3 protein-coding genes are annotated in these 22,887 nt (G+C 72.5%); all 3 read right to left on the bottom strand.

Features of this window, described 5'->3' with window-relative positions; genetic code table 11:
• Position 1 precedes the first annotated feature (1 nt).
• A complete protein-coding gene (locus ACIO52_RS01950) occupies positions 2-3,100 on the bottom strand; it encodes an AMP-binding protein (RefSeq protein ID WP_218719667.1) in 3,099 nt (1,032 codons plus the stop codon).
• Positions 3,100-21,003, bottom strand: coding sequence for a non-ribosomal peptide synthase/polyketide synthase (locus ACIO52_RS01945; RefSeq protein WP_402640785.1), 17,904 nt, complete (start codon positions 21,001-21,003; stop codon positions 3,100-3,102). Before ACIO52_RS01945 ends, ACIO52_RS01950 begins: the two co-directional genes overlap by 1 nt.
• Positions 21,004-21,472: 469 nt before the next feature.
• The gene (locus ACIO52_RS01940) at positions 21,473-22,849 is read right to left on the bottom strand and encodes a GAF domain-containing protein (protein WP_218719666.1); all 1,377 of its coding nucleotides are present in this window, start codon (positions 22,847-22,849) and stop codon (positions 21,473-21,475) included.
• Between the last annotated feature and the right edge of the window lie 38 nt (positions 22,850-22,887).

The raw sequence follows: 22,887 nt of genomic DNA, 5'->3' as shown, positions 1-22,887 counted from the left end.
GTCAGCTCGCGGCGCGCTCGGCGGGGGTGCGCAGGTCGAACGAGTCGCTCGGGGCATCGGGGTCGCCGGTGAGCAGCCCCAGGGCGCGGGAGAAGCGGCGCAGCAGGGCAGCCGCGGCGTGATCGTCGAAACGGTCTGTGCTGTATTCCAGTTCGAGGCCGAGATTGCCGTCGGGGTCGGCGTGCGTGGAGACGATGAAGTGCACGCCGTCGGCCACCGTCGATCCGTCGAAACGCAGGGCGGTGAGTTCGAGGCCGGGAACGCCGAACGCCTCGGCGCCGGTGTCGAGATAGCTCAGCGTCACCGCGCCGAGCGGCCCGGACAGCGCGCACGACTCACTGGTCGCCGCGGTGGCCGAGGACACCACGGGATCGGGTTCGGCGCACAGGATCTCGGACAGGGTGGTCGCGCCCGCGACGGCCGTGCCCGCCTGCCAGGCCAGCAGCACCGTCATCGCGGCCCGGACCACCGCGAACGGCGGAACCGCGTGTCTGCGCGAGAGTTCGGTGATCCGCGCGCCGATCCCGGCGCCGATCCTGGCCCGCATGCTCGCCCCGCGCCCGAGCAGCGATTCCAGCGCGCCCACGGTCGCCGCGCCCACGGTGCCGAGACGAACGAGCGCGGCGCTGGTGCCGTCGATCTCCCAGCGCGCCAGCTCCCCGGTGCGGAACATCCGCTCCCCCGGGATGCCGAACGGATTGGCGACGAACCGGTCCGAGGTGCCGCGCGGATCGTCGCGATAGCCGCGGGCCAGTTGCGCGCCGGACAGGTACAGCTCGCCGGCCACACCGGGGCTGGCCGGGCGCAGCCGCGCGTCGAGCACGTAGACCCGGCGGTTCCATTCCCGCACCCGCACGGCCTGCGGTTCGGGGGTGTCCGCGCCGGGCGCGGCGGGATAGGTGAGGGTGACGGTGGCCTCGGCCCTGCCGTAATCGTGGTGCAGCCGGGCGCTGGTCACCGCGCCGAAAGCCCGCACCTGCGCCGCGCTGAGCGGCGCGCCGAGGACGACGACGCTGCGCAGCGAGCCGATCTGCGCGCGCAGGCCGGCGCGGTGGACGTGGTCGGTGAACGCGGCCAGCCGCGGCGGGGTGAAATCGGCGGCGGTGACGCCGTAGTCGGCGACCAGACGCGCTAACCGCACCGGATCGGGCGGTTCGGTGAGGACGACGGTGGCGCCGACCCGCAACGGCAGCACGTAGCCGTGCCACTCGGTCACCTCGCCGATGGCGGCCTGATGCAGGTAGACGTCACGACCGGTGAAGCCGTGCCTGCCCTGCATGCCGGTCAACCGGTGCACGGCCGCGATGTGGCTGATGGTGATGCCCTGCGTAGCCCCCGGCGGGTACAGCACGAACGCCGGGTGCTCCGGCAGTACGGGGGTCCGGCGCTCGGCGCGGGCGATCGGCTCGTCGGAGTAGTCGGCGAGCGGCACGTCGTCGATGACGACGGCCGGAATGTCGTACACCGCACCGTGATCGCGCGAGCGCACGGTCAGCACCAGCGCGGGACTCGCGACCGGCGGCAGCACGGCGGGACTGGTCGCGGTGTCGACGGGCACCACGGCACCGCCCGCCTTGAGCACGGCGTACATCGCCACCACCAGCTCGACCGAGCGCGGGACATCCACCAGCACCGCCGATTCCGGGCCGATGCCGAGCGCGGTCAAGTGCCGGGCCAGCTGGTTGGTGCGCCGGTCCAGGTCACCGTAGGTGATGATCGAGGCCGCGCCGCCCGTGCTCGGGGCGTGCACGACCGCGGGGTCGAAAGGGGTGGCGGCGGCCTGCGCTTCGAACTCGTCGAGCAGCAGTTCCCCGGGCAGTCCGCCCTGCGGCGCCGTGCTCACCTCCTCGGCGTCGACGCGGCCGACGAATTCGAGTTCGGCCGTCCAGCCGTCGCCGGGCGGCCTGCGCCGCACGAGGTCGCCGGTGGCGAACATGCGGTCGTCGACCGGGCCGATCGGGTTGGCCAGGAAGGTGGCGGCGGTGGCCTGCCTGCCGAGGTAGCCGCGCGCCAATTGCACACCGGAGACATAGAGTTCGCCGACTTCACCGTCGGGCACCGGGCACAGGTGCTCGTCGAGGATCAGCAGCTCGACGTCGTCGGCGGCCGAGCCGAGCGGGACCGATTCGAGGTCGGCGCCGGTCACCTCGTGCGCGACGACCTCGCCCGCGGTCTCCGGCCTGCCGTAGACGTGCCACAGCGTCGCGCCGCTCACCGCGCGCAGGGCGGCCGCGGTCTTGGCGGGCAGTGGTGCGCCGCAGCTCAGGACGATCCGCAGCGAGTCGAGGCGTGCCTCGGCGTCGGGCAGCGCGGCCAGCGCGGCGAGCTGGTCGGGGTCGAAGCACGCCGCGGTGGCGCCGGTGTCGGCGATCGAACGCGCCAGGGAGTCGCTGGTCGGGAGCACCAGGGTGGCGCCGGTCTGCAGGGCCAGCAGCAGCTCCCCCACCGTGGCCTGCGTGCCCAGCGGCGCGTGCCAGAGCACCGCGTCGCCGGCGCCGAGACCGCACAGCCGCTGCCGCCAGACCGAATTCGCTTGTGCGGCCCGGTGTCCGACGACGACCGCGCTCGCGCCCGCTACGTCGACGACCAGGTAGGCCGGGTTGTCCGCACCCGGACCGGGTAGGTCGTCGGCGACGAGATCGACGGTGGGTTCGGCGTCGATGCCCAGGACCGGGACACCGGTCGGGTGGGGCACCTCCGGCGCGGTGATCACCAGCACGGGCGCGGCGAGGGCGACCGTGCGCTGCCGCACGTCGGCGGGGGCGTCGGGGTCGAGCAGGACGAACGCGCCGCCCGCGGCGATCACCGCGTGCACCGCGACGACCAGGTCGACCGATCGCGGCAACGACACCGCGACCGTGGTCTCCGGCCCGACACCGCGGGCGGCCAGGCAGACCGCCAGCGCGTCGACCCGTGCGCCGAGCTCGCCGTAGCTGAGCTCGGTCACGCCGTCACGCACCGCGACGGCGTCGGGATCCTGGCGGATCTGGGTGGTGAAGGCGGCGAGCAACGTGGCGGGATCACGCCTGCGCTCGTCCGCCTGGTCACGCAGCAGCGCGTCGAGCGAGACAGCCGCCGTGACCGAATCCGTGTGCGACATCAGAGTTGTCCTTCCGAGTCGTCAGCCGACCCCGACCCGGCGATCACCGCGGCGGCATCGGTCACCAGTGTTTGCAAAGTGGTGGTGAGTCCGGACGCGCCGAGTGCGGCGAGCACGCCGGGCACCAGCCCGGCCAGCGCGACGTTCACCAGCGCTTCGGGTTTCATCGCGGCGCCCATCGCCTTGCGCACCGCGGTGAGCTTGGCGTCGAGCGCTTCGAACGAGATGGCGTGCTCGCCGTGGGCGAATGCCACGGTCGCCGGCGCGAGCCGGGCCGCCGAGCCGACGAGGCCCGGCAGATCGGCAATGGTGTAGGTACGCGGACGCGGGGTCTTCTCCGCGTCGGTGCGCACGTCGATCGCCCGCACGGGTACGGCCGGGTCGGCCGCGACGGCCGCGAGGACCTTGCGGAACCGCTCGGCCAGTATCCGGACGGTCGAAGCGTCGAAAAGGTCGGTGGCGTAACCGAAGTGCACGTCCAGCCCGTCGAGCGCACCGGCCGCGTCGTAGCGCTGCAGGGCGGTCAGGTGCAGGTCGAACTTGGCCTCGCCGAGCCCGGGGTCCAGGATCCGCACGTGCAGGCCGGGCAGTTCGATGCCACCGGGCGGCATGTTCTGGAAGGTGAGCATCACCTGGAACAGCGGGGTGTAGGCGCCCGAACGGGTCCGGCCCAGGGCATCGACGACCTGCTCGAACGGCACGTCGGCGTGGGCGAGGGCGGCGAGGTCGCGCCGCCTGGCCTGGGCCAGCAGCTCGGTGAACGGCGCCCGCGAGTCGACCTCGGTGCGCAGCACGACGGTGTTGACGAACATGCCGACCAGATCGTCGAGTTCGCGGGCACCGCGACCGGCCACCGGGGCGCCGATGGTGATGTCGGCGCTGCCGGACTGCTTGGCCAGTAGCACCGCCAGCGCGCTGTGCACCAGCGTGAACAGCGTCGTGCCGTGCTCGCGGGCGATCTCGTCGAGGCGCCGGGTCAGCGCCGCGTCGATCTCGAACCGCTCTGCCGCGCCGCGCATCTCGCGCCGGGTGGCGCGGGGGCGGTCGGTGGGCAGGGCGAGCAGTTCGGGCGCGCCGGACAGTTCCCTGGTCCAGTAGGTCAGCTGCTGGGTGAGCACGCTGTCCGGGTCGGCTTCGGTGCCGAGCAGCTCGTGCTGCCAGGCGCTGAAATCGCCGTACTGGATCTCCAGTGGTGCCCAGCCGGGCGCGCGGCCTTCGCTGCGATCGACATAGGCGCGCACCAGATCCCGGGTGAGCGGAGCTATCGAGTAGCCGTCGGCGCTGATGTGATGCACCACGACGACGAGCACGTGATCGTCCGGGCCGAGACCGTAGAGCGCCACCCGCACCGGCGGCGCGGCGGTGATGTCGAACGGCTGGGCCACCAGGGCGGTGATCCGGGCCTCGACGTCCTCGGCGGCGACCGGGATCGGGGTCAGTTCGACCGCGGCCGACCAGGCGGGCATCACCTGCTGGACCGGACCTGCCGCCGTGTCGGGGTAGCGGGTGCGCAGGGTGTCGTGCCGCGACAGCAGGTCGCCGACCGCCGATTGCAGGGCGGGCAGGTCGAGCCGGCCGGTGAGCCGGATGGCGGCCGGGATGTGATAGGCCGCCGACTGCGGCGCCAGCTGGTGCAGGACCCACATGCGTTGCTGCGCGGGCGAGAGCACGGCGGGTCCGTCGCCGGCGCGCCGGGTCAGCGGCGGACGGGCGGCCGAGCGATCCAGGCCGCCGAGCCGCTCGGCCAGCGCGGCCACGGTCGGGGCGTCGAACACCTCGGCCACCGGCACCTGGGCGCCGAGCGCGGCGCCGAGCCGGGCGGCCAGCCTGGTCGCCATCAGCGAGTTGCCGCCGAGGGCGAAGAAGTCGTCGTCCAGGCCGGCGCTCGCGCAGCCGATCACCTCGGCGAAGGTCCGCGCGACCAGTTGCTCGGTCGCGGTGACCGGCGCGCGGAAGACCGCCTCACCGAACTCCGGCTCCGGCAGTCGGGACCGGTCGACCTTGCCATTGGCGTTGAGCGGCAAAGACTCCAGCACGACCAGGGCCGCGGGCACCATGTAGGCGGGCAGTTCGGCGGCGAGCTCGCCGCGCAGTTCGGCCGCCACGGCCTGCTCGTCGCCGGGGGTGAGGTCGGCGACCGCGGCGTAGGCGATCAACCGCGCCCCGGCCCGTTCGTCGGTCCTGGCGACGGCCACCGCCGCGCGCACGCCGGCGCACCGCAGCAGCGCGGTCTCGACCTCGCCGAGCTCGATCCGGAAGCCACCGATCTTCACCTGGAAGTCGGCGCGCTCGAGGTACTCGAGGGTGCCGTCCGCGCGCCACCGGACGATGTCACCGGTGCGGTACATCCGGGCACCCCCGGCGGCTCCGGCCCGGGTCGGCACGCCACGGGCAGCTGTTTCGGCGGCCGGCGGAGCGAAGGGGTTGGCGACGAAACGGTCGGCGGTCAGCGCCCGGCGGCCGTGGTAGCCGCGGGCGAGTTGGTCACCGGCCAGGTACAGCTCGCCCGCGACCCCGACGGGAACGGGGCGCAGCCGGGCGTCGAGCACGTAGAGCGCGCTGTTCCAGGCGGGCGTCCCGATCGGCACGACATGCGAGAGGTCCCGGGCCACCGCGTATTCGGTGATGGACACCGCCGCCTCGGTCGGCCCGTACAGGTTGTGCAGACGTGCGCCGGTGCCGCAGGCCAGGAACTGGGCGGCCGTGGCGGCGGGCAGCGCCTCGCCGATGGCCAGGACCGCGCGCAGCGACTCCGGCAGCGCGGGTGTGGCCTCGGCGGCCAGCAGCATGCCGACCAGTGACGGCACCGCGTGCAGCACGGTGACGCCGTAGCGGGTCATGGTGTCGCGCAGGCGATCCGGATCGCGTTCGTCGCCGGGGCGAGTGACGATCAGCGCGCCGCCGCAGGTCAGCGGTGACCAGAACTCCCAGACCGACAGGTCGAAGGTGGCAGGCGTCTTGAGCAGCACCCGGTCCGCGCCGGTCATGGCGAAGCGGTCGTGCAGCCAGGCCAGCTGGTTGACGATCGCCGCGTGCGGCACGGCGACGCCCTTGGGCTGACCGGTCGAGCCGGAGGTGAAGATGAGGTAGGCGGGATGGGCGGGACGCAGGGGGGCGATGCGCTCGGCATCATCCACCGGTGCGTCGGAAAGCTCTTCCAGCGCTTGGTGATCCAGCTCGAAGACGGGCACGTCCACGGCGACCGGCAGGCCGTCGGCGGCCGTGGTGAGCACGCACAGCGGCGCGGCGGTCGCCACGATGTAGGCGATCCGGTCGACCGGATGATCGGGGTCGATCGGCACGTACGCGCCACCCGCCCGCACCACGGCGTGCATGGCGATCACGAGGTCGAGCCCGCGCCGCATGGCCAGCACCACCGTGCGCTCCGGGCCGACGCCCTCGGCGATCAGCAGCCGGGCGATCCGGTTGACCCTGGCGTCGAAGGCCGCGTAGTCCAGCGAGGTGCCGGTCTCGGCGTCGACCAGGGCAGGCGCGCCGGGGGTGGCGGCCGCCTGGCGCGCGCCGAGCTCGGCCAGGGTGACCGCCGCCACCGGATGCGCGGTGGCATTCCAGGTGTCGAGCAGCAGGCCGCGGTCGGCGCCGAGCAGGTCGAGGTCGCCGACCACGGTGTCCGGTGCGACGGTGACGGATTCGAGGATGCGGCGCAGCTGGGTGGCGAACCGCTCGGCCGTGCCCGCGTCGAACAGGTCGCTCGCGTAGCCGAGCGCCATCTCGATGCCCGCGGGCGCGCCGTCGGCCGTGTAGTGGTCGAGGGCGAACAGGTGCAGGTCGAATTGGGCCACGCCGGAATCGAATTCGAGGTCCGAGACGGTCAGGCCGGGCAGCTCGAGCTGTCCGCGCTCATGGTTCTGGAACGAGTAGCCGACCTGGAACAGCGGGTGCCGGGCGGTGGAGCGGGCCGGGTTGAGCACCTCGACCAGGCGCTCGAACGGGACGTCGGCGTGCGAGAACGCGGCGATGTCGGCGGCACGGGCGGCGGCGAGCAGGTCGGTGAACGGCGCGTCGCCCGCGACCGGGGTGCGCAGCACCAGCGTGTTGACGAACATGCCGATGACCTCGTCGAGTTCGGCCTCGCCACGGCCCGCGTTCGGGGTGCCGACGGCGATGTCGGCGGTCCCGGAGAGCCGGGCCAGCAGGGCGGCGAAGGCCGCGTGCACCACCATGAACAGCGTGGCGCCGTTCCCCCGGCCGAGGGCGACCAGGGCGGCGTGCAGGTCGGCGTCGACGGTGAAGCTCACCTTGTCGCCGCGCAGGCTCTGCCGGGCCGGGCGGGGCCGGTCGGTCGGCAGGGTCAGCTGGTCGGGCAGTCCGGCCAGCTGGGTACGCCAGTAGCCGACCTGCTGGGCCGCGACCGACTCCGGGTCGGCCTCGTCGCCGAGCAGTTCCCGCTGCCACAGCGCGTAGTCGGCGAACTGCACCGCAGGCGGCGCCCAGCAGGGCGCGGTGTCGGCCAGGCGCGCGGTGTAGGCGCGCATCAGGTCGGCGACGAACGGCGCGATCGAGGAACCGTCGGCCGCGATGTGGTGCAGGACGGCGGCGAGCACGAATTCACCCGTGGCCGGTCCGGCGGACGCGGCGGGCTCGGCGGCGCCCACCTGGAACAGCCGCAGCCGCACCGGGATCTCGGCGGTGACGTCGAAGGTGGTAGCGGCCAGGTCGGCGATCGCGCCGGGCAGGTCGGCCTCGGTCACCACGATCGGGTCGAGTTCCGGAATCGCCTGCGCGGCGGGGGTGATCGACTGCACCGGCGCGCCGTCGACCTCCGGGTACACCGTGCGCAGCGATTCGTGGCGGGCGACCAGGTCGGCCACCGCCGCGCGCAGCGCGGCGACATCGAGGTCACCGGACAGCCGCAGCGCGAACGGGATGTTGTACGCCACCGAGGCGCGATCGAAGCGGTTGAGGAACCACATCCGCTGCTGGGCAGGCGAGAGCGGCAGCTGCTCGGGGCGGGCCCGGCCGACCAGGGCGGGCCGGTCGACCTTCGCCTGGGCGTCCACCGCCGCGGCCAGCTCGCCGACGCGCGGCGTCTCGAACAGCGCGCGCACGCCGACCCGGCGATCCAGCGCGGAGCCGATCCGGGCGACCGCCTTGGCGGCGAGCAGCGAGCTGCCGCCGAGGGCGAAGAAGTCGTCGTCGGCGCCGACCGGCTGATCGTCGGCGCGGGTGCGGCCGAGCACCTCGGCGTACACCGCGGCGATGATCTCCTCGGTGACCGTGGCCGGCTTGCGGTAGACGGTGGTCTCGAAGACCGGCGCGGGCAACGCGGCCCGGTCCAGCTTGCCGTTGACGGTCAGCGGAATCCGCTCGACCGCGACGACCGCCGCCGGGAGCATGTGTTCGGGCAGCGTGCGGGCCAGTTCCTGGCGGATGGCGGCCGCGTCCACCCGGCCGGTCTCCGGCCCGGCGACCAGGTAGGCCACGATGCGCGGCTCGTCGACCAGGTCGGTGCGCACCAGCACCGCGACCTCGCGCGGCGCGACCGAGCTGGCGAGCAGCGCGGCCTCGATCTCACCGAGCTCGACCCGGAACCCACGCAGGTTGACCTGCTGATCGGCCCGGCCCAGGTACTCCAGCTCGCCGTCGGCGGTCCAGCGGGCCAGGTCGCCCGAGCGGTAGGCGAGGCTGCCGGGAGCGCCGTAGGCGTCGGCGACGAACCGGCTCGCGGTCAGGTCGGGCCTGGCCAGGTAGCCGCGCGCCAATTGCGCTCCGGAGACGTAGATCTCGCCGGGCACGCCGACCGGCACCGGCCGCAGGCGCGAATCCAGCACGCGCACGGTCAGTCCCGCGAGGGCACCGCCGATGACGCTGGCCGAACCGGTCTCCGGGGTGATCTCCCGGTAGGAGGCGTGCACCGTGGTCTCGGTGATGCCGTACATGTTCACCAGCCGGGGCGAGCGCGGGTAGCGAGCGAACCAACCGGCCAGCCGCTGCGGTTCCAGCGCCTCACCACCGAAGATCACCGTGCGCAGGGCGTAGTCGCCGGGCGCGACGGCCAGATCGGCGGCGACGAGCTGGTAGAACGCCGACGGCGTCTGGTTGAGCACGGTGACCCGCTCGGCCAGCAGCAGCTCCCGGAACTGCTCGGGCGAGCGCGAGGTGAAGTAGTCGACCAGCACGATCGAGCCGCCGGTCAGCAGCGCGCCCCACAGCTCCCACACCGAGAAGTCGAAGGCGTAGGAGTGGAACATCGTCCACACGTCCGACGGGCCGAAGCCGAAGTGGCGCTCGCTGTTGTCCAGCAGCGCGAGCACGTTCGCGTGCGGGATCACCACGCCCTTGGGGCGGCCGGTGGAGCCGGAGGTGTAGATGACGTACGCGGTGTTCGCGGGCACCAGTGGCGCGCGCCGGTCCGCCGCCGTCAGCGGCGTGGCCGCGAAGCCGGTGAGGTTCTCGGCGGCGGGGTCGATCACCGGTCCGCCGAACCAGTCGCGGGCCAGCCCGGTGTCCGCGTTCGCGATCGCGCACAGCGGGCGGGCGTCGTCGAGGACGTACTCGATGCGGTCGGCCGGGTAGTTGGGGTCGATCGGCAGGTAGCCGCCACCCGCCTTGAGCACCGCCAGCAGCGCGACGGCCAGTTCCACCGACCGTGGAAGGGCCACGGCCACCAGGGTTTCCGGGCCGACGCCGGCGCCGACGAGACGCCGCGCCAGCCGGTTGGACCAGGCGTCGAGCTCGCCGTAGGTGAGCGTGGCGCCCTCGGCCTTCACCGCGACGGCGTGCGGGTGCCGCGCCGCGATGGCGGCGAACCGGTCGAGCATGGTCTCGGCGCCGGTGGCGACCGCGTCGCCGGTGGTGGCCCAGTCGTGCAGCATGCGCTGCTGCTCCTCGGCGCTGAGCAGCTGGATGTCCCCGACGACCACGGTCGGATCGGCGACCACCGCGGCCAGCACCTGGGTGAACCGGCGCGCCAGCACGGCGATGCTGCCCGCGTCGAACAGGTCGGTGGCGTAGGCGATTTCGATGGCCATGCCGTCGGCGCGGCCGTCGACATCCCCGGATTCGGTGACGGTGAACTGCAGGTCGAACTTCGCCACGGCGGCGTCGAAGTCGATCGGTGCGACGCGCAGCCCGGCCGCGGTCAGCGCGGGCACGGTGAAGTTCTGCAGGACCAGCGCCACCTGGAACAGCGGGTGGCGGTTGCGCGCCCGCGCCGGGTCGACGGCGTCGACGACCTGCTCGAACGGGATGTCCGCGTGGGAGAGGGCGTCGAGGTCACCGGCGCGGACGGCGTCGAGGGTGGACTCGAACTCCGCGCGCGGGTCGATCTGGCTGCGCAGCACCAGGGTGTTGACGAACATGCCGATCAGCCCGTCCAGGGCGGCCTCACCGCGCCCGGCGACCGGGGTGCCGATGGCGATGTCGCTACCGCCGGAGAGGCGGGCCAGCAGCACGGCCAGCGCGGCGTGCACGGTGCTGAACAGGGTGGCCTCGTGCTTGCGGGCCAGCTCGCGCAGTTCGCTGTGCAGATCGGAGTCGATCTGGAAGCGGTGCACCCCGCCACGGAAGCTGGATTCGGCCGGACGCTGCCGGTCGGTCGGCAGCTCGAGCTGCTCGGGCAGACCGGCCAGGCCGCGCCGCCAGAACGCCAGTTGCGCGTGCGCGAGCGAGTCGGGATCGCTCGCGTCGCCGAGGTTCTCGTCCTGCCAGAGCGCGTAGTCCGCGTACTGGACCGGCAGCGGCGCCCAGTCGGGAGCGGTGCCGTCGCGGCGGGCGGCGTAGGCGGTCATCAGGTCGGCGGCCAGCGGCCCGAGGGAGAAGCCGTCGGCGGCGATGTGGTGCACCACCAGCACGAGCACGTGCTCCTCGGCGACCGCGAACAGCGTGGCGCGCAGCGGGATCTCGGTGGTGAGGTCGAACCGCACCGCCGCGCAGGACAGCAGGCGCGCGGGCAGCTCGCCCGCGCCGATCGGCTCGGCGCGCAGCGTGAGATGCGCGGCGTCGGCGACCAGTTGTTCGGCGCCGTCGGGGCCGTCCGGGTAGCTGGTGCGCAGGGTTTCGTGCCGATCGATCACATCGGCGAGGGCCGCTTCGAGCGCGACGATATCGAGCTCGCCGGTCAGCCGCAGAGCGACCGGGATGTTGTTCACGGCGTCGCCGGAGCCGTCGGCGTCGGCCAGGTAGCGGTTGAGGAACCACATCCGGCGCTGCGCGGCGGAGAGCGGAATACGCCGCGGCCGTTCACGAGTGGTGAGCTCGACGCGCCTGCCGGTGCCGCGCAGCGCGGCGCAGCGGGCGGCCAGCTCGAGCACGGTCGGCGCGTCGAAGAGCAGTCGCACCGGGACCTGGGTGTCGAGCGCGGCGCCGAGGCGGGCCGCCACCTGGGTGGCGTTGAGCGAATTGCCGCCGAGGGCGAAGAAGTCGTCGTCCAGGCCGACTTCCCGGTCGGCGGGGAAGCCGAGCACCGCGGCGAAGGTGGCCGCCACGATCTGCTCCACCTCGGTGACCGGGGCGCGGAAGACCGCGGCCTCGAACACCGGCGCGGGCAGCGCCTTGCGGTCGAGCTTGCCGGAGGCGTTGAGCGGGAACTCGGCCAGCTCGACGAAGGCCGCCGGGACCATGTAGGCCGGGAGCGTGCGGGTCAGCGCCGCGCGCACCCCGTCGACGTCGAGCTCGGCGGCCGGCACGAGATAGGCCACCAGCAGCTCGTCGCGGACGACGACCGCCGCCTGTCCGACCTCGGTCAGAGCGCCCAGCGCGGCCTCGATCTCGCCGAGCTCGATCCGCAGACCACGCAGCTTCACCTGGAAGTCGGTGCGGCCCAGGTACTCCAGCTCGCCACGCACGACGCGGTCGGAACCGGTAGCGGAATGGGACCACGCACGGCCCTCGGCCGCGTCGTTCTCGCACACCGCGGTCCAGGCGACCAGGTCACCGGTGCGGTACATGCGCTCGCCCGTGGCGAACGGGTCGGCGACGAAACGGTCGGCGGTCAGGTCGACCCGGCCCGCGTAGCCCCGCGCCAGTTGAGCGCCGGCCAGGTACAGCTCGCCGGGGACGCCGACCGGCACCGGTCGCAGCCTGCTGTCGAGGACGTAGACGCGCGTGTTGTGGACGGGCTCGCCGATCGGCACCGAGACGACATCGGCGGCGGTCACCTCGTGGAAGGTGACGTCGACGGCGGCTTCGGTAGGACCGTAGAGGTTGTGCACCGTGGCGCCGGTCAGGGCGTGCAACCGGTGCGCGGGCGCGGGCGGCAGGGCCTCGCCGGAGGCGAACACCATGCGCAGCGAGGCGCACCGCCGCGCACCCGCCGGTGCCGAGTCGAGGGCCGCGACGAAGACCGACAGCATCGACGGCACGAAGTGGGCGACGGTGACCGACTCGGCCTCGATCAGCTCGGCCAGGTACGCCGGGTCGCGATGCCCGTCGGGCCGGGCGAGCACCAGGCGGGCGCCGATCTGCAAGGGCCAGAAGAACTCCCACACCGACACGTCGAACGTCGCCGGGGTCTTCTGCAGGACCGTGTCGGCCGCGGTGAGCCGGTAGGCGTCCTGCATCCACACCAGACGGTTGACGATCGCGGCGTGCGAGACGACGACGCCCTTGGGCTTGCCGGTCGAGCCGGAGGTGAAGATCAAGTAGGCGGCATGGGCCGGGGTGAGGGTGCCCAGCCGGTCGGCGTCGGTGATCGGTTCGGCCGGGTAGTCGGTGGTGTCGAGCTGCTCGAGGTCGAGCACCGCGACCGACGTCGTCGCGGGGAGATCCAGTTCGTCGGCGGCGCGGGTGAGCACGCACACCGGCGCGGCGGCGTCGATGACGTGCGCCAGGCGCTCGGCCGGGTGCTCGGGGTCCAGCGGCACGTAGGCGCCGCCGGCGGCGAGCACGGCGTACATGGCCACGATCAGGTCGGTCGAGCGGCGCATCCCGAGGGCCACGGTGCGGTCGGGCCGCACGCCGATCGAGATCAGCAGGCGGGCGAGGCGGTTCACCCGCTCGGTGAACTCGCCGTAGGTGAGCGATTCGTCCGCGCAGGTCACCGCGGTCGCACCCGGGGTACGCGCCGCCTGCGCCGCGAACAGCGACACCAGCGTCATCGTCTCGTCGACCGGGTACGCCGTGGCGTTCCAGGTCTCGAGGATCCGGGTGCGCTCCGCGGCGCCGAGCAGGTCGATGTCGCCGATCACGACGCTGGGATCGGCGCTCACCGTTTCCAGCACCCGCAGCAGGCGGGTACCGAAATCTGTGATGGTCTGCGCGTCGAACAGGTCGGTCGCGTACTCGAAGCGGGCGAGCAGGCCGTCGGTGGTCTCGCGCAGGGTCAGCTGCAGGTCGAATTTGGCCGTGCGGGTGTCGATCTCGATCTCCGCGGCGGTCAGCCCGGCCAGTTCGAGCTCGGTCCTGGAGTTGTTCTGGAAGTCGAGCATCACCTGGAACAACGGGTGCCGGGCGGTGGAGCGCTCGGGGTTGAGCGTCTCGACCAGCCGGTCGAAGGTGACGTCGGTGTTGGCCAGCGCGCGCAGATCGCCCTCGCGCACCGTGCCGACCAGGTCGGCGAAGGTGGCGGCGAGGTCGATCCGGGTACGCAGCACCAGGGTGTTGACGAACATGCCGACGAGCTCGTCGAGCGCCCGGTCGCCACGACCGGCCACCGGGGTGCCGATCGAGATGTCTTGCTGCCCGGACAGTTTCGCCAAGGTGGTGGCGAACGCGGCGTGCAGCACCATGAACAGCGAGGCCTGGGCATCGGTGGCGAGGGCGCGCAGCCGCTCGGTGAGCGCGGCGGGCACCGCGAAGGTGTGCCGGGCGCCGCGGCCCGAGGCGACGGCAGGGCGGGGGCGGTCGGCGGGCAGCGCGAGCACATCGGGCAGTCCGGCGAGTTCGGTTGTCCAGAAATCGATCTGGCGCGCCATCGGCGAGTCCGGGTCGTCCTCGGCGCCGAGGGCTTCGCGCTGCCACAGCGCGAAGTCGGCGTACTGCACGGGCAGCGGCGTCCATCGCGGCGCGGCACCGGCCAGGTGGGCGGCGTAGGCCACCATCACGTCGCGGGTCAGCGGCGCGACCGACCAGCCGTCGGCGGCGATGTGGTGCAGCACCAGCACGAGCACGTGCTGGTCGGCGCCGATGCGCAGCAGGCGCAGACGCACCGGCGGTTCCTGGTCCACCGCGAACGGCACCCCGGCCAGGGCGCGCACGCGGTCGTCGAGCGTGGCCGGGTCGATGGTCTCGGGCTCGAGCGTGATGGTCAGCTGGTCGGCGCCGAGGATCTGCTGGAAGGGGATGCCGTCGACCGCCGGGTAGCGGGTGCGCAGCGCCTCGTGCCGAGCGAAGACCGCGGCGACCGCGGCGGTCATGGCGGCATGGTCGATGGTGCCGGTCAGCCGGATCGCGGCGGCGATATTGTCGGCGACCGAGTCGGCGTCGAACTGGTTGAGGAACCACATGCGCTGCTGCGCGTAGGACAGCGGAATGCGCTGCGGCCGTTCGCCCGCCACCAACGGCGGCCGGGTCGCGGTGGTCTCGGCCGTGCCGAGCGCGGCCGCGAGGGCGGTAACGGTCGGCGCCTCGAACAGCGTCTTCAGCGAGACCGTGACGCCGAGCGCGGCACCCAGGCGAGAAGCCACCTGGGTGGCGACCAGCGAATTGCCGCCGAGGGCGAAGAAGTCGTCGTCGGCGCCGACCCGCGCGAGACCGAGCACCTCGCCGAACACCTCGGCCACCACGGTCTCGGCGCCCTCGGCCGGCGCGCGGAAGGCGCGGGCGGCGAAGACGGGTGCGGGCAGCGCGCGGCGGTCGAGCTTGCCGTTCGGGGTCAGCGGCAGCGCGTCGAGCACGACGAACGCCGAGGGGACCATGTGCGCGGCAAGGGTGGCGCGCAGCGTCGCGGTGAGTTCGGCGCCCAGATCCGGCACGGCCGGTTCGGGGTTCGGCACCACGTAGGCCACCAGCTGATCACCGCGATGCGCGTCGGCCCGCACCAGGACCACGGCGCGGCGCACCGACGGCTGGGCGAGCAGCGCCGCCTCGATCTCGCCGAGCTCGATCCGGAAGCCGCGCAGCTTCACCTGGTCGTCGTTGCGGCCCAGGTACTCCAGGGTGCCGTCGGCCGTCCAGCGCACCAGGTCACCGGTGCGGTACATGCGCGCACCCGGCTCCCACGGGCAGGCGACGAAGCGCCCCGCGGTGAGCGCGGCCCGGCTACGGTAGCCGCGCGCCACCTGGGCCCCGGCGACGTACAGCTCACCGGCGACCCCGGCGGGCACCGGCCGCAACCGGTCGTCGAGCACCCACTGCGCGATGCCGCGCAGCGGCGTACCCAGCGTCAGCGGCGAATCCGCCGTGAGCGGTGCGCTGATATTGGTCGCGACGGTCGTCTCGGACGGGCCGTAGGCGTTCACGAACGCCCGGGACACCGAGCCCTCGGTCCAGCGCGCGACCAGGTCCGGCGGGCAGGCTTCGCCGCCGACCATCACCATGCGCAGGTCGTCGAGCTGTTCGGGATCGAGCACGGCCAGACCCGAGGGGGTCATCAGCGCGTGGGTGACCTTCTCCTCGGCCAGCAGCTGCGCCAGTTCGGCGCCGACGTGACGACCCGTCGGCGCGATCACCAGGGTGGCGGCCGAGTTCACCGCGAGCAGCAGCTCCATCACCGAGATGTCGAACGAGGGCGACCCGACCTGCAGCACCCGCGCGTCGGCGGTACCGAACATCCGCTCGGATTCCTCGGCGGCGAAACCGGCGATGCCCGCCTGAGTCACCAGCACGCCCTTGGGCAGGCCGGTGGAGCCGGAGGTGTAGATGACGTAGGCCAGGTGCGCGGGGCGCAGCGGCCGCACCCGGTCGGCGTCGGTGATCGGATCGCTGGAGCGCGCCGCGCACTCGGCCATCAGCTTCAGCTCGTCGAGCACCAGCCAGTCGGTCGGGCCGGGCAGCGCGGACTGCGCCTCGGACACCGTAAGACCCACTCGCGCGCCGGAATCGGTCACCATATGGGTGATCCGATCGAGCGGGTAGCTCGGATCGACGGGCAGCCAGGCCGCGCCGGCCTTGGCGATCGCCCACACGGCGAGCACCGATTCGACGGAGCGCGGAATCCCGACCGCGACGATGTCGTCGGGGCCGACCCCCCCGTCCACCAGCACCCTGGCCAGGCGCGAGGACGCGCGGTCGAGCTCGCGGTAGGTGAGGGCACGATCGCCGTCAGTGACCGCGATCCGGTCCTGACCGGCCGCGACGGCGGCGGCGAACAGGTCGGGGAGCAGACCGGTGGCGGTGACGGGCGCACCGCGCATACCGGTGAAGCGGGCGTGCTCGGCTGGCGACAGCAGCGGCAGGTCACCGACCGCGGTGGCGGGGGCGGCGACGGCCGCGGCGAGTAGTCGCACGAACCGCGCGCCCAGCGCGACGATCTCGGCGTCGTCGAACAGGTCGGTGGCGTAGAGGGCGACGGCGTCGATGCCCGCGGGTTCGCCCGCGGCGCCGCGACGTTCGTCGAGGGTGAGCTGCAAGTCGAACTTGGTGATGTCGAGTTCGATCTCGTGCACCGATACCGGCGTGCCGCCCAGCTCGAAGCGGGTGTCCAGCCCGGCCTGGAAGTTCAGCGCCACCTGGAACAGCGGATGGCGGGCCTGCGAGCGCGCCGGGTTGACCACGTCGACGAGCCGGTCGAACGGGACGGTGGCGTGCGCGAACGCGGCCAGATCGGTTTCGCGGGTGTGCTCGAGCGCGGCGGTGAAGCTCGCGGCGGGGTCGATCTCGGTGCGCAGCACGAGCGTGTTGACGAACATGCCGATCAGATCGTCGATCGCCCGGTCACCACGGCCGGCGACGCCGGTGCCGATGGCGATGTCGCTGGTGCCGCTGAGCCGGGCCAGCAGCACGGCCAGCGCGGTGTGCAGCACCATGAACAGCGACGCGCCCGCCTCGTTGGCCAGCTCGGTCAGCTGCCGGTGCAGGCCGGCGCCGATGGTGAAGCCGGTCCGGGCGCCGCGCATGCTCGGCGTCACCGGTCGCGGCCGGGCCGAGGGCAACTCCAGCTGATCCGGCAGGCCCGCCAGTGTCCGCTCCCAGAAGGCGATCTCGCGCGAGGCCAGCGACTGCGGATCGGTCTCCGAGCCGAGCAGTTCGCGCTGCCACAGGGCGTAGTCGGCGTACTGCACGCTCAGCGGCGCCCAGCCGGGCGTGAGCCGCGCGGTCGCGGCCTGGTAGGCGGTAAGCACGTCGCGCGCCAGGACCTGCAGCGACACACCGTCCGCCGCGATGTGATGCAGCACGACGGCCAGCGCGCACTCACCCGCCGCATCGCCCGCGACGACGAAGATCCGCGCCCGGAACGGCGCCTCGTGTTCCAGATCGAAACCGGCGGCGGCGAATCGGGCGAGTTCGGCGTCGAGCTCGGCCACGTCGACCGTGGTCGGCTCGTCGATGCGGACGATCCCGGCGTCGCGCACGACCTGCTCGGCCACCTCCCCGCCGGGCACATCGACCGCGGGGAACACGGTGCGCAGCGCCTCGTGCCGTTCGACGACGGCGGTCAGCGCGGTGACCAGCGCGGACAGATTCGCGGCGCCGCGCATCCGGACCACGAACGGCATGTTGTAGCCGGGCGCGGACGGATCGAAGCGGTTGAGGAACCAGATCCGCTGCTGCGCGGGCGAAAGCGGGATCAGCGCGGGGCGCGGTCCGGCCGCGAGCACCGGCAGCTGGGCCGTGACGCCGACGTCGGCGCGCTCGGCGACCGCGGCGGCCAACCGGGCCGGGGTGGTCGCGCCGAACAGATCGCGCACCCCCAGCCGGATCCCGAGATCGGCGCCGAGCCGGGCCGCCACCTGGGTAGCCACCAGGCTGTTGCCGCCCAGGGCGAAGAAGTCGTCGTCCCGGCCGATCCGCTCGATCCCGAGCACCTCGCCGAACACCCTGGCCACCGTCTGTTCCACCGGCCCGGCGGGCTCGGCGTAGGCGACGACGGTGCGGGCGGGCGCGGGCAGCGCCTTGCGGTCGAGTTTGCCGGAGGCGTTCACCGGCAGGGCATCGAGCAGTACGAACGCGGCGGGCACCATGTACGCGGGCAGCGCGCGCAGCGCGGCCTCGCGCAGCAGTTCCACCGCGACCGCGCCCGGCTCGGCCTCCACCACATAGGCGACCAGCTGTTCGCCGACGCCCGCGTCGCCACGCACGACGACGACGGCGCGCACCGCGCCCTCGACGCCTTCGAGCACGGCCTCGATCTCGCCGAGCTCGATCCGCAGACCGCGCAGCTTCACCTGGAAGTCGGTGCGGCCCAGGTATTCCAGTTCACCGTTGGTGGTCCAGCGGACCAGGTCGCCGGTGCGGTACATCCGCTCGCCCGGCGCGTCCAGGTCGGCGACGAACCGCCCGGACGTCAGTTCGGGCCTGCCGACATAACCCCGGGCGAGCTGTACCCCCGACAGATACAGCTCACCCGGAGCCCCGACCGGTACCGGCCGCAGCCGCGAGTCGAGAACATGGAGCCGGGTGTTGAACACCGGCGCGCCGATCGGCACCGTGGTCCGGTCCGCGTCGTTCACCTCGTGGAAGGTGACGTCGACGGCGGCCTCGGTCGGACCGTACAGGTTGTGCAGCCGCGCTCCGGTGAGCAGCCGCAGCCGCTGCGCCAGGGCGGCGGGCAGTGCCTCACCCGAGGCGAAGACCAGTCGCAGCGAGGAGTGCTCGGCGATCTCCTGCTGGGCGAGAAAGGCTTCCAGCATCGATGGCACGAAATGCGCGACCGTGACGCCGTATTCGGCGATCACGCCGCGCAGGTAGCCGGGATCCCGGTGCCCGTCGGGCTCCGCGAGCAGCAACGTCGCGCCGATCTGCAAGGGCCAGAAGAACTCCCACACCGAGACGTCGAAGGTCATCGGGGTCTTCTGCAGCACCACGTCGACGCCGTACAGCCGGTAGGCCTGCTGCATCCACACCAGCCGGTTGACGATCGCGGCGTGCTCGACCGCGACGCCCTTGGGCAGACCGGTCGAACCGGAGGTGAAGATGACGTAGGCGGGATGGCCGGGGCGCAGCGGCGCGGTGCGGTCGGCGTCGGTCAGCGGGGTGTCGGCGTAGTCGGTCAGCTCGAGCGCGTCCACGGCCAGCACCGGCAGCGCGTCGGCGCCGGGCGCGCCGTCGCGGGAGGTGGTCAGGACGGCGGCCGGGGCGGCGGTGGCCAGGATGTGGGCGATCCGCTCAGCGGGGTGATCGGGGTCGATCGGCACGTAGGCCGCACCGGCGGCGAGCACCGCGTACATGGCGACGACCAGCTCCGGCGAGCGCCGAATGCTCAGCGCCACCAGCGATTCGGGGCCGATGCCGTCGGCGCGCAGACGCCGGGCCAGCCGGTTCACCCGCTGGGAAAGCTCGCGGTAGGTCAGGGTGGCGGCGTCCTCGCCCGCCATCCGCACGGCGACGTCGTCGGGGGTGCGGGCGACCTGGGCCTCGAACAGCGCGGGCAGCGTCGCCGACGCCACCGCGCGCTCGGCCAGGGCGGCCGCGACGTCGAAACCGGTCGCGTTCCAGATCTTGGTGCTGACCTGGAGTTCCAGCTCGGTCGCCACTTCGATCGCGCCGATCGCGGTGTCCAGGTCGGCGGCGGCGAGGCGCTCGAGGAAACCGAGGAATCGGGAATGATGCCGGGCCAGGGTATCGGCGTCGTAGAGGTGCGGGTTGGCCTCGAAGTCGACGTGTACGCGATCGCGATCGCCGTAGTAGACGTTGAGGCTCAGGTCCTCGATGGGGCCGGTGGACAGCACCCGGTAGCGGCCGGTGGTGGTGCCGAGGGTGAGGTCGCTGCGGAAGAGCATGAAGTTGGCGAGCGGGCCGAACAGCGCGCGCCGGGCGGGGCGGCCGTCGTCCTCGGCGTCGCGGCGGATGTCCTCGGCGCGGTAGCGCTGATGCCGCAGCGCGCCGGCCACCTCGACGCGGGCCGCGCGCAGCAGCTCGCCCCAGGTGGTGGGGGCCCCGGCGGCGCCGGTGGGCAGGCGCAGCGGCACGATATTGGACAGCATGCCCGCCGAGCGGCGCATCACCGCGGTGGTGCGCGCGGTGACGGGCAGGCTGAGCACCGCGTCCGGGCGGTCGGTGAGCCGGCCGAGGTAGGCGGCGAAGGCGGCCAGCAGCACCGCCGAGATGGTCGAATCATCGCTGGCGGCAATGGTTTCCAGCCGATCGACCAGCTTCTCGGAGAGCCTGCCGCCGGTCACCAGGTTGATCGCGGCGCGCGGCGCGGTACGGCTGTCGAGGCTGGTCGGGCTGTCCAGGCCGGCGATGCGCTGGGCCCAGTGCTCGCGGTCGTTGGCGAAGCGGGTGCTCTCGCGGTAGCGCTGTTCGCCGTCGACGAGGTCGGCCAGGTCGCCCGGGGCCGCCGCCTTGGCCTCGGTGCCGAGCACGCGGGCGGTGTAGAGCTCGGCGATGCGCTGGGAATTGGTGAAGGCGCCGTAGCCGTCGAGCACGATGTGGTGTCCGCGCAGGTACCAGAACCAGCGGTCCTCGCCGACGCGCAGCACCGCGCCCGCCACCAGCCGGTCGGTGAGCAGGTCCAGCGGCGCGCCGAACTCCGCGCGCATCCACTCGTGGGCGGCGGCGACGGGGTCGTCGTGGTGGCGCAGATCGATCAGCGGCAGCTCGTTCTCGACCGGGATGGTGTGGTCGACGACCTGGTAAGGGACACCGTCGGATTCGCCGATGCGCACCAGCGGGGAACCGTAGGTGTGCGCCGCCTCGGCCGTGACCTGTTGCAGCACAGCCGCATCCAGCTCACCGGTGATGTCGACGTACTGGGCGATGGTGATCGGGACCTCGGGGTCGAGCAGCTGCGCGTACCAGACTCCCAGCTGGGCCGGTGTCAGCGGGAACGGTGCCGACGCCGTGGCGGCGACCTCCGCTTCCTGCGGTCGCGCGCTGAACCCACCCAACTCCGTACCGTGCACCAGAGCCTCCTCGAATCGCGAAAAAAAGCAGAGGCGAACCGTTTTCGGGCAGCACGAAGACACCTGAGGTACTCCGTGGAGCGAGAAATTCGCCTGTGAGCGCAGTGGGCGCAACCGCCACACTCGCGCAGGATCCCCGACAGATCATGTGGACGAGATCGACGGCCCGGTGGACCGCCGGCGCGACGAACCACTGTGTCCGTCGCGGGGTGCCTAGCTGTTGATCGTTCCTCCAACATCGCGGCCGCGGCCCGAACCTCGCGCCCCGGCTATGTCACTTACATCACATGGCTGCCTGTCCATGCATTGCAGACACTAGGCGGTCAGTTAATAAAAAGAAACTTTTTCCGCTAAAAAAATCGGACGAACGTCCAGTCTCTCCGGGGAGGTTGCCGCGACCTGGGCATCAGTGTGTGCCACACCACATCTACGCCAGATGTGTGAGCTACCACACTTTCAGAACGGGAGACTATGAGCCGAAACGTTGCATCTGCGTTGCATCGGCACCGAGGCGCCGATCGAGCACCCGGATCTTGGCCTCGATCTGCGCATACAGTGGCGAATCGCGGTCGACGGTGGACCGGTACGCGGCCCACGCGGCGGCGTCGTCGCGACCTTCCGGGCCCGCGGTCCACCGGCGCAGCACGCCGGGATCGGCGGACGCGAGCACGGCGGTGCGCAACCGCACCCGAAGCTCGTCTCGGATGTCGCAGATGCCCGGAGCCGACGATCTGGGGAGCACCGGACCGGCATACAAGCGCAATGCGGATTCGATATCACCGGAGTCGAGCGCGGCCCGCAGGGCCTCCACATCGGTTGCGACATGGACGCGCAGACGGTATGGGCGCGATCCGACGACCGTCGCGCCGATCACCGACCGCAGGCGCGACATCGCCGCGCGGATGGTGCCGTTGTCGAGATCGGTGTCGTCGAGCAGCAGCGCCAGATGATCGGCGCCGAGCCCTTCGGGATGCTCGGTGAGCAACAGCAGGATCTCGGCATGGCGTTGCGACAGCGATACCCGCTCCCCCGCCACACTCAGTTGCGGCTGGCCGAGCCCGAGGACCTCGAGCCCGAGCCGGGCCGGTTCCGCGTCGGCGGCTTGCTCGCCCGGGCGGTTCGGCTCGGCCGCGGGGACCCCGCGGCCGGCGCGCATCGCCCGCAGCACCAGATCCATCTCGGCGGCCGTCGCCGCGGCTTTGACCAGAGCGAGGATTTCAGGCTTGGCCACCCGCATCCCGCCGGCAATCATCAGCACGCCGATCAATCGGCCGTCCGGCTCGTGCACGGGGGCCGCCGCGCCGGTGATCTGATGCATCCGATGGAGGAAATGCTCGGGTCCGTGGATCCATGTCGCGCGACCGGTGCGCACGACGAGACCGACCGCGTTCGTGCCGATCCGGCGCTCGCTCAGATCGTCGCCTTCGCGCACGCCGATCTCGGCGGCGGCGGCGACCTGCTCCGGATGGCCGTGCACCGACAGCACACGACCGAACTGGTCGGCGACCGTCACGATCAGTCCAGCCCGCGCCGCGTCCTGGACCAGCAGTTTGTCGATGAGTGGCATCAGTGCGGCGATGGGATGGGCATCCCGATAACGCACCAGATCGGCACCACGAAGACCGCGACCGTCGAGTATGTCCGTCGGATCGATTCCGCCACGCGTACTGCGCAACCAGGACTCGAGAACGAGCGGACGCAACAGGCCGGCCAGCTGGGTCAGCTGGTCACCACCGGCACTGAGAAAACCATGGGCCTGTGCGGCATAGGCTTCCAGAGCTCCGAGCTGTGCGCCCGACTCCGCCGCCTGCCGTGGGGGCCGCCCACCTGCGAGATTGCTGACCATTTGCCTTTCTTTCCCGCTACAAACTGTACCGGTGAGTT

This window comes from Nocardia sp. NPDC087230 (assembly GCF_044744725.1).
Lineage (GTDB): Bacteria > Actinomycetota > Actinomycetes > Mycobacteriales > Mycobacteriaceae > Nocardia > Nocardia canadensis.
Note: the sequence above shows the minus strand (reverse complement) of the source record. Positions and strands in the feature narration are given on the sequence as shown.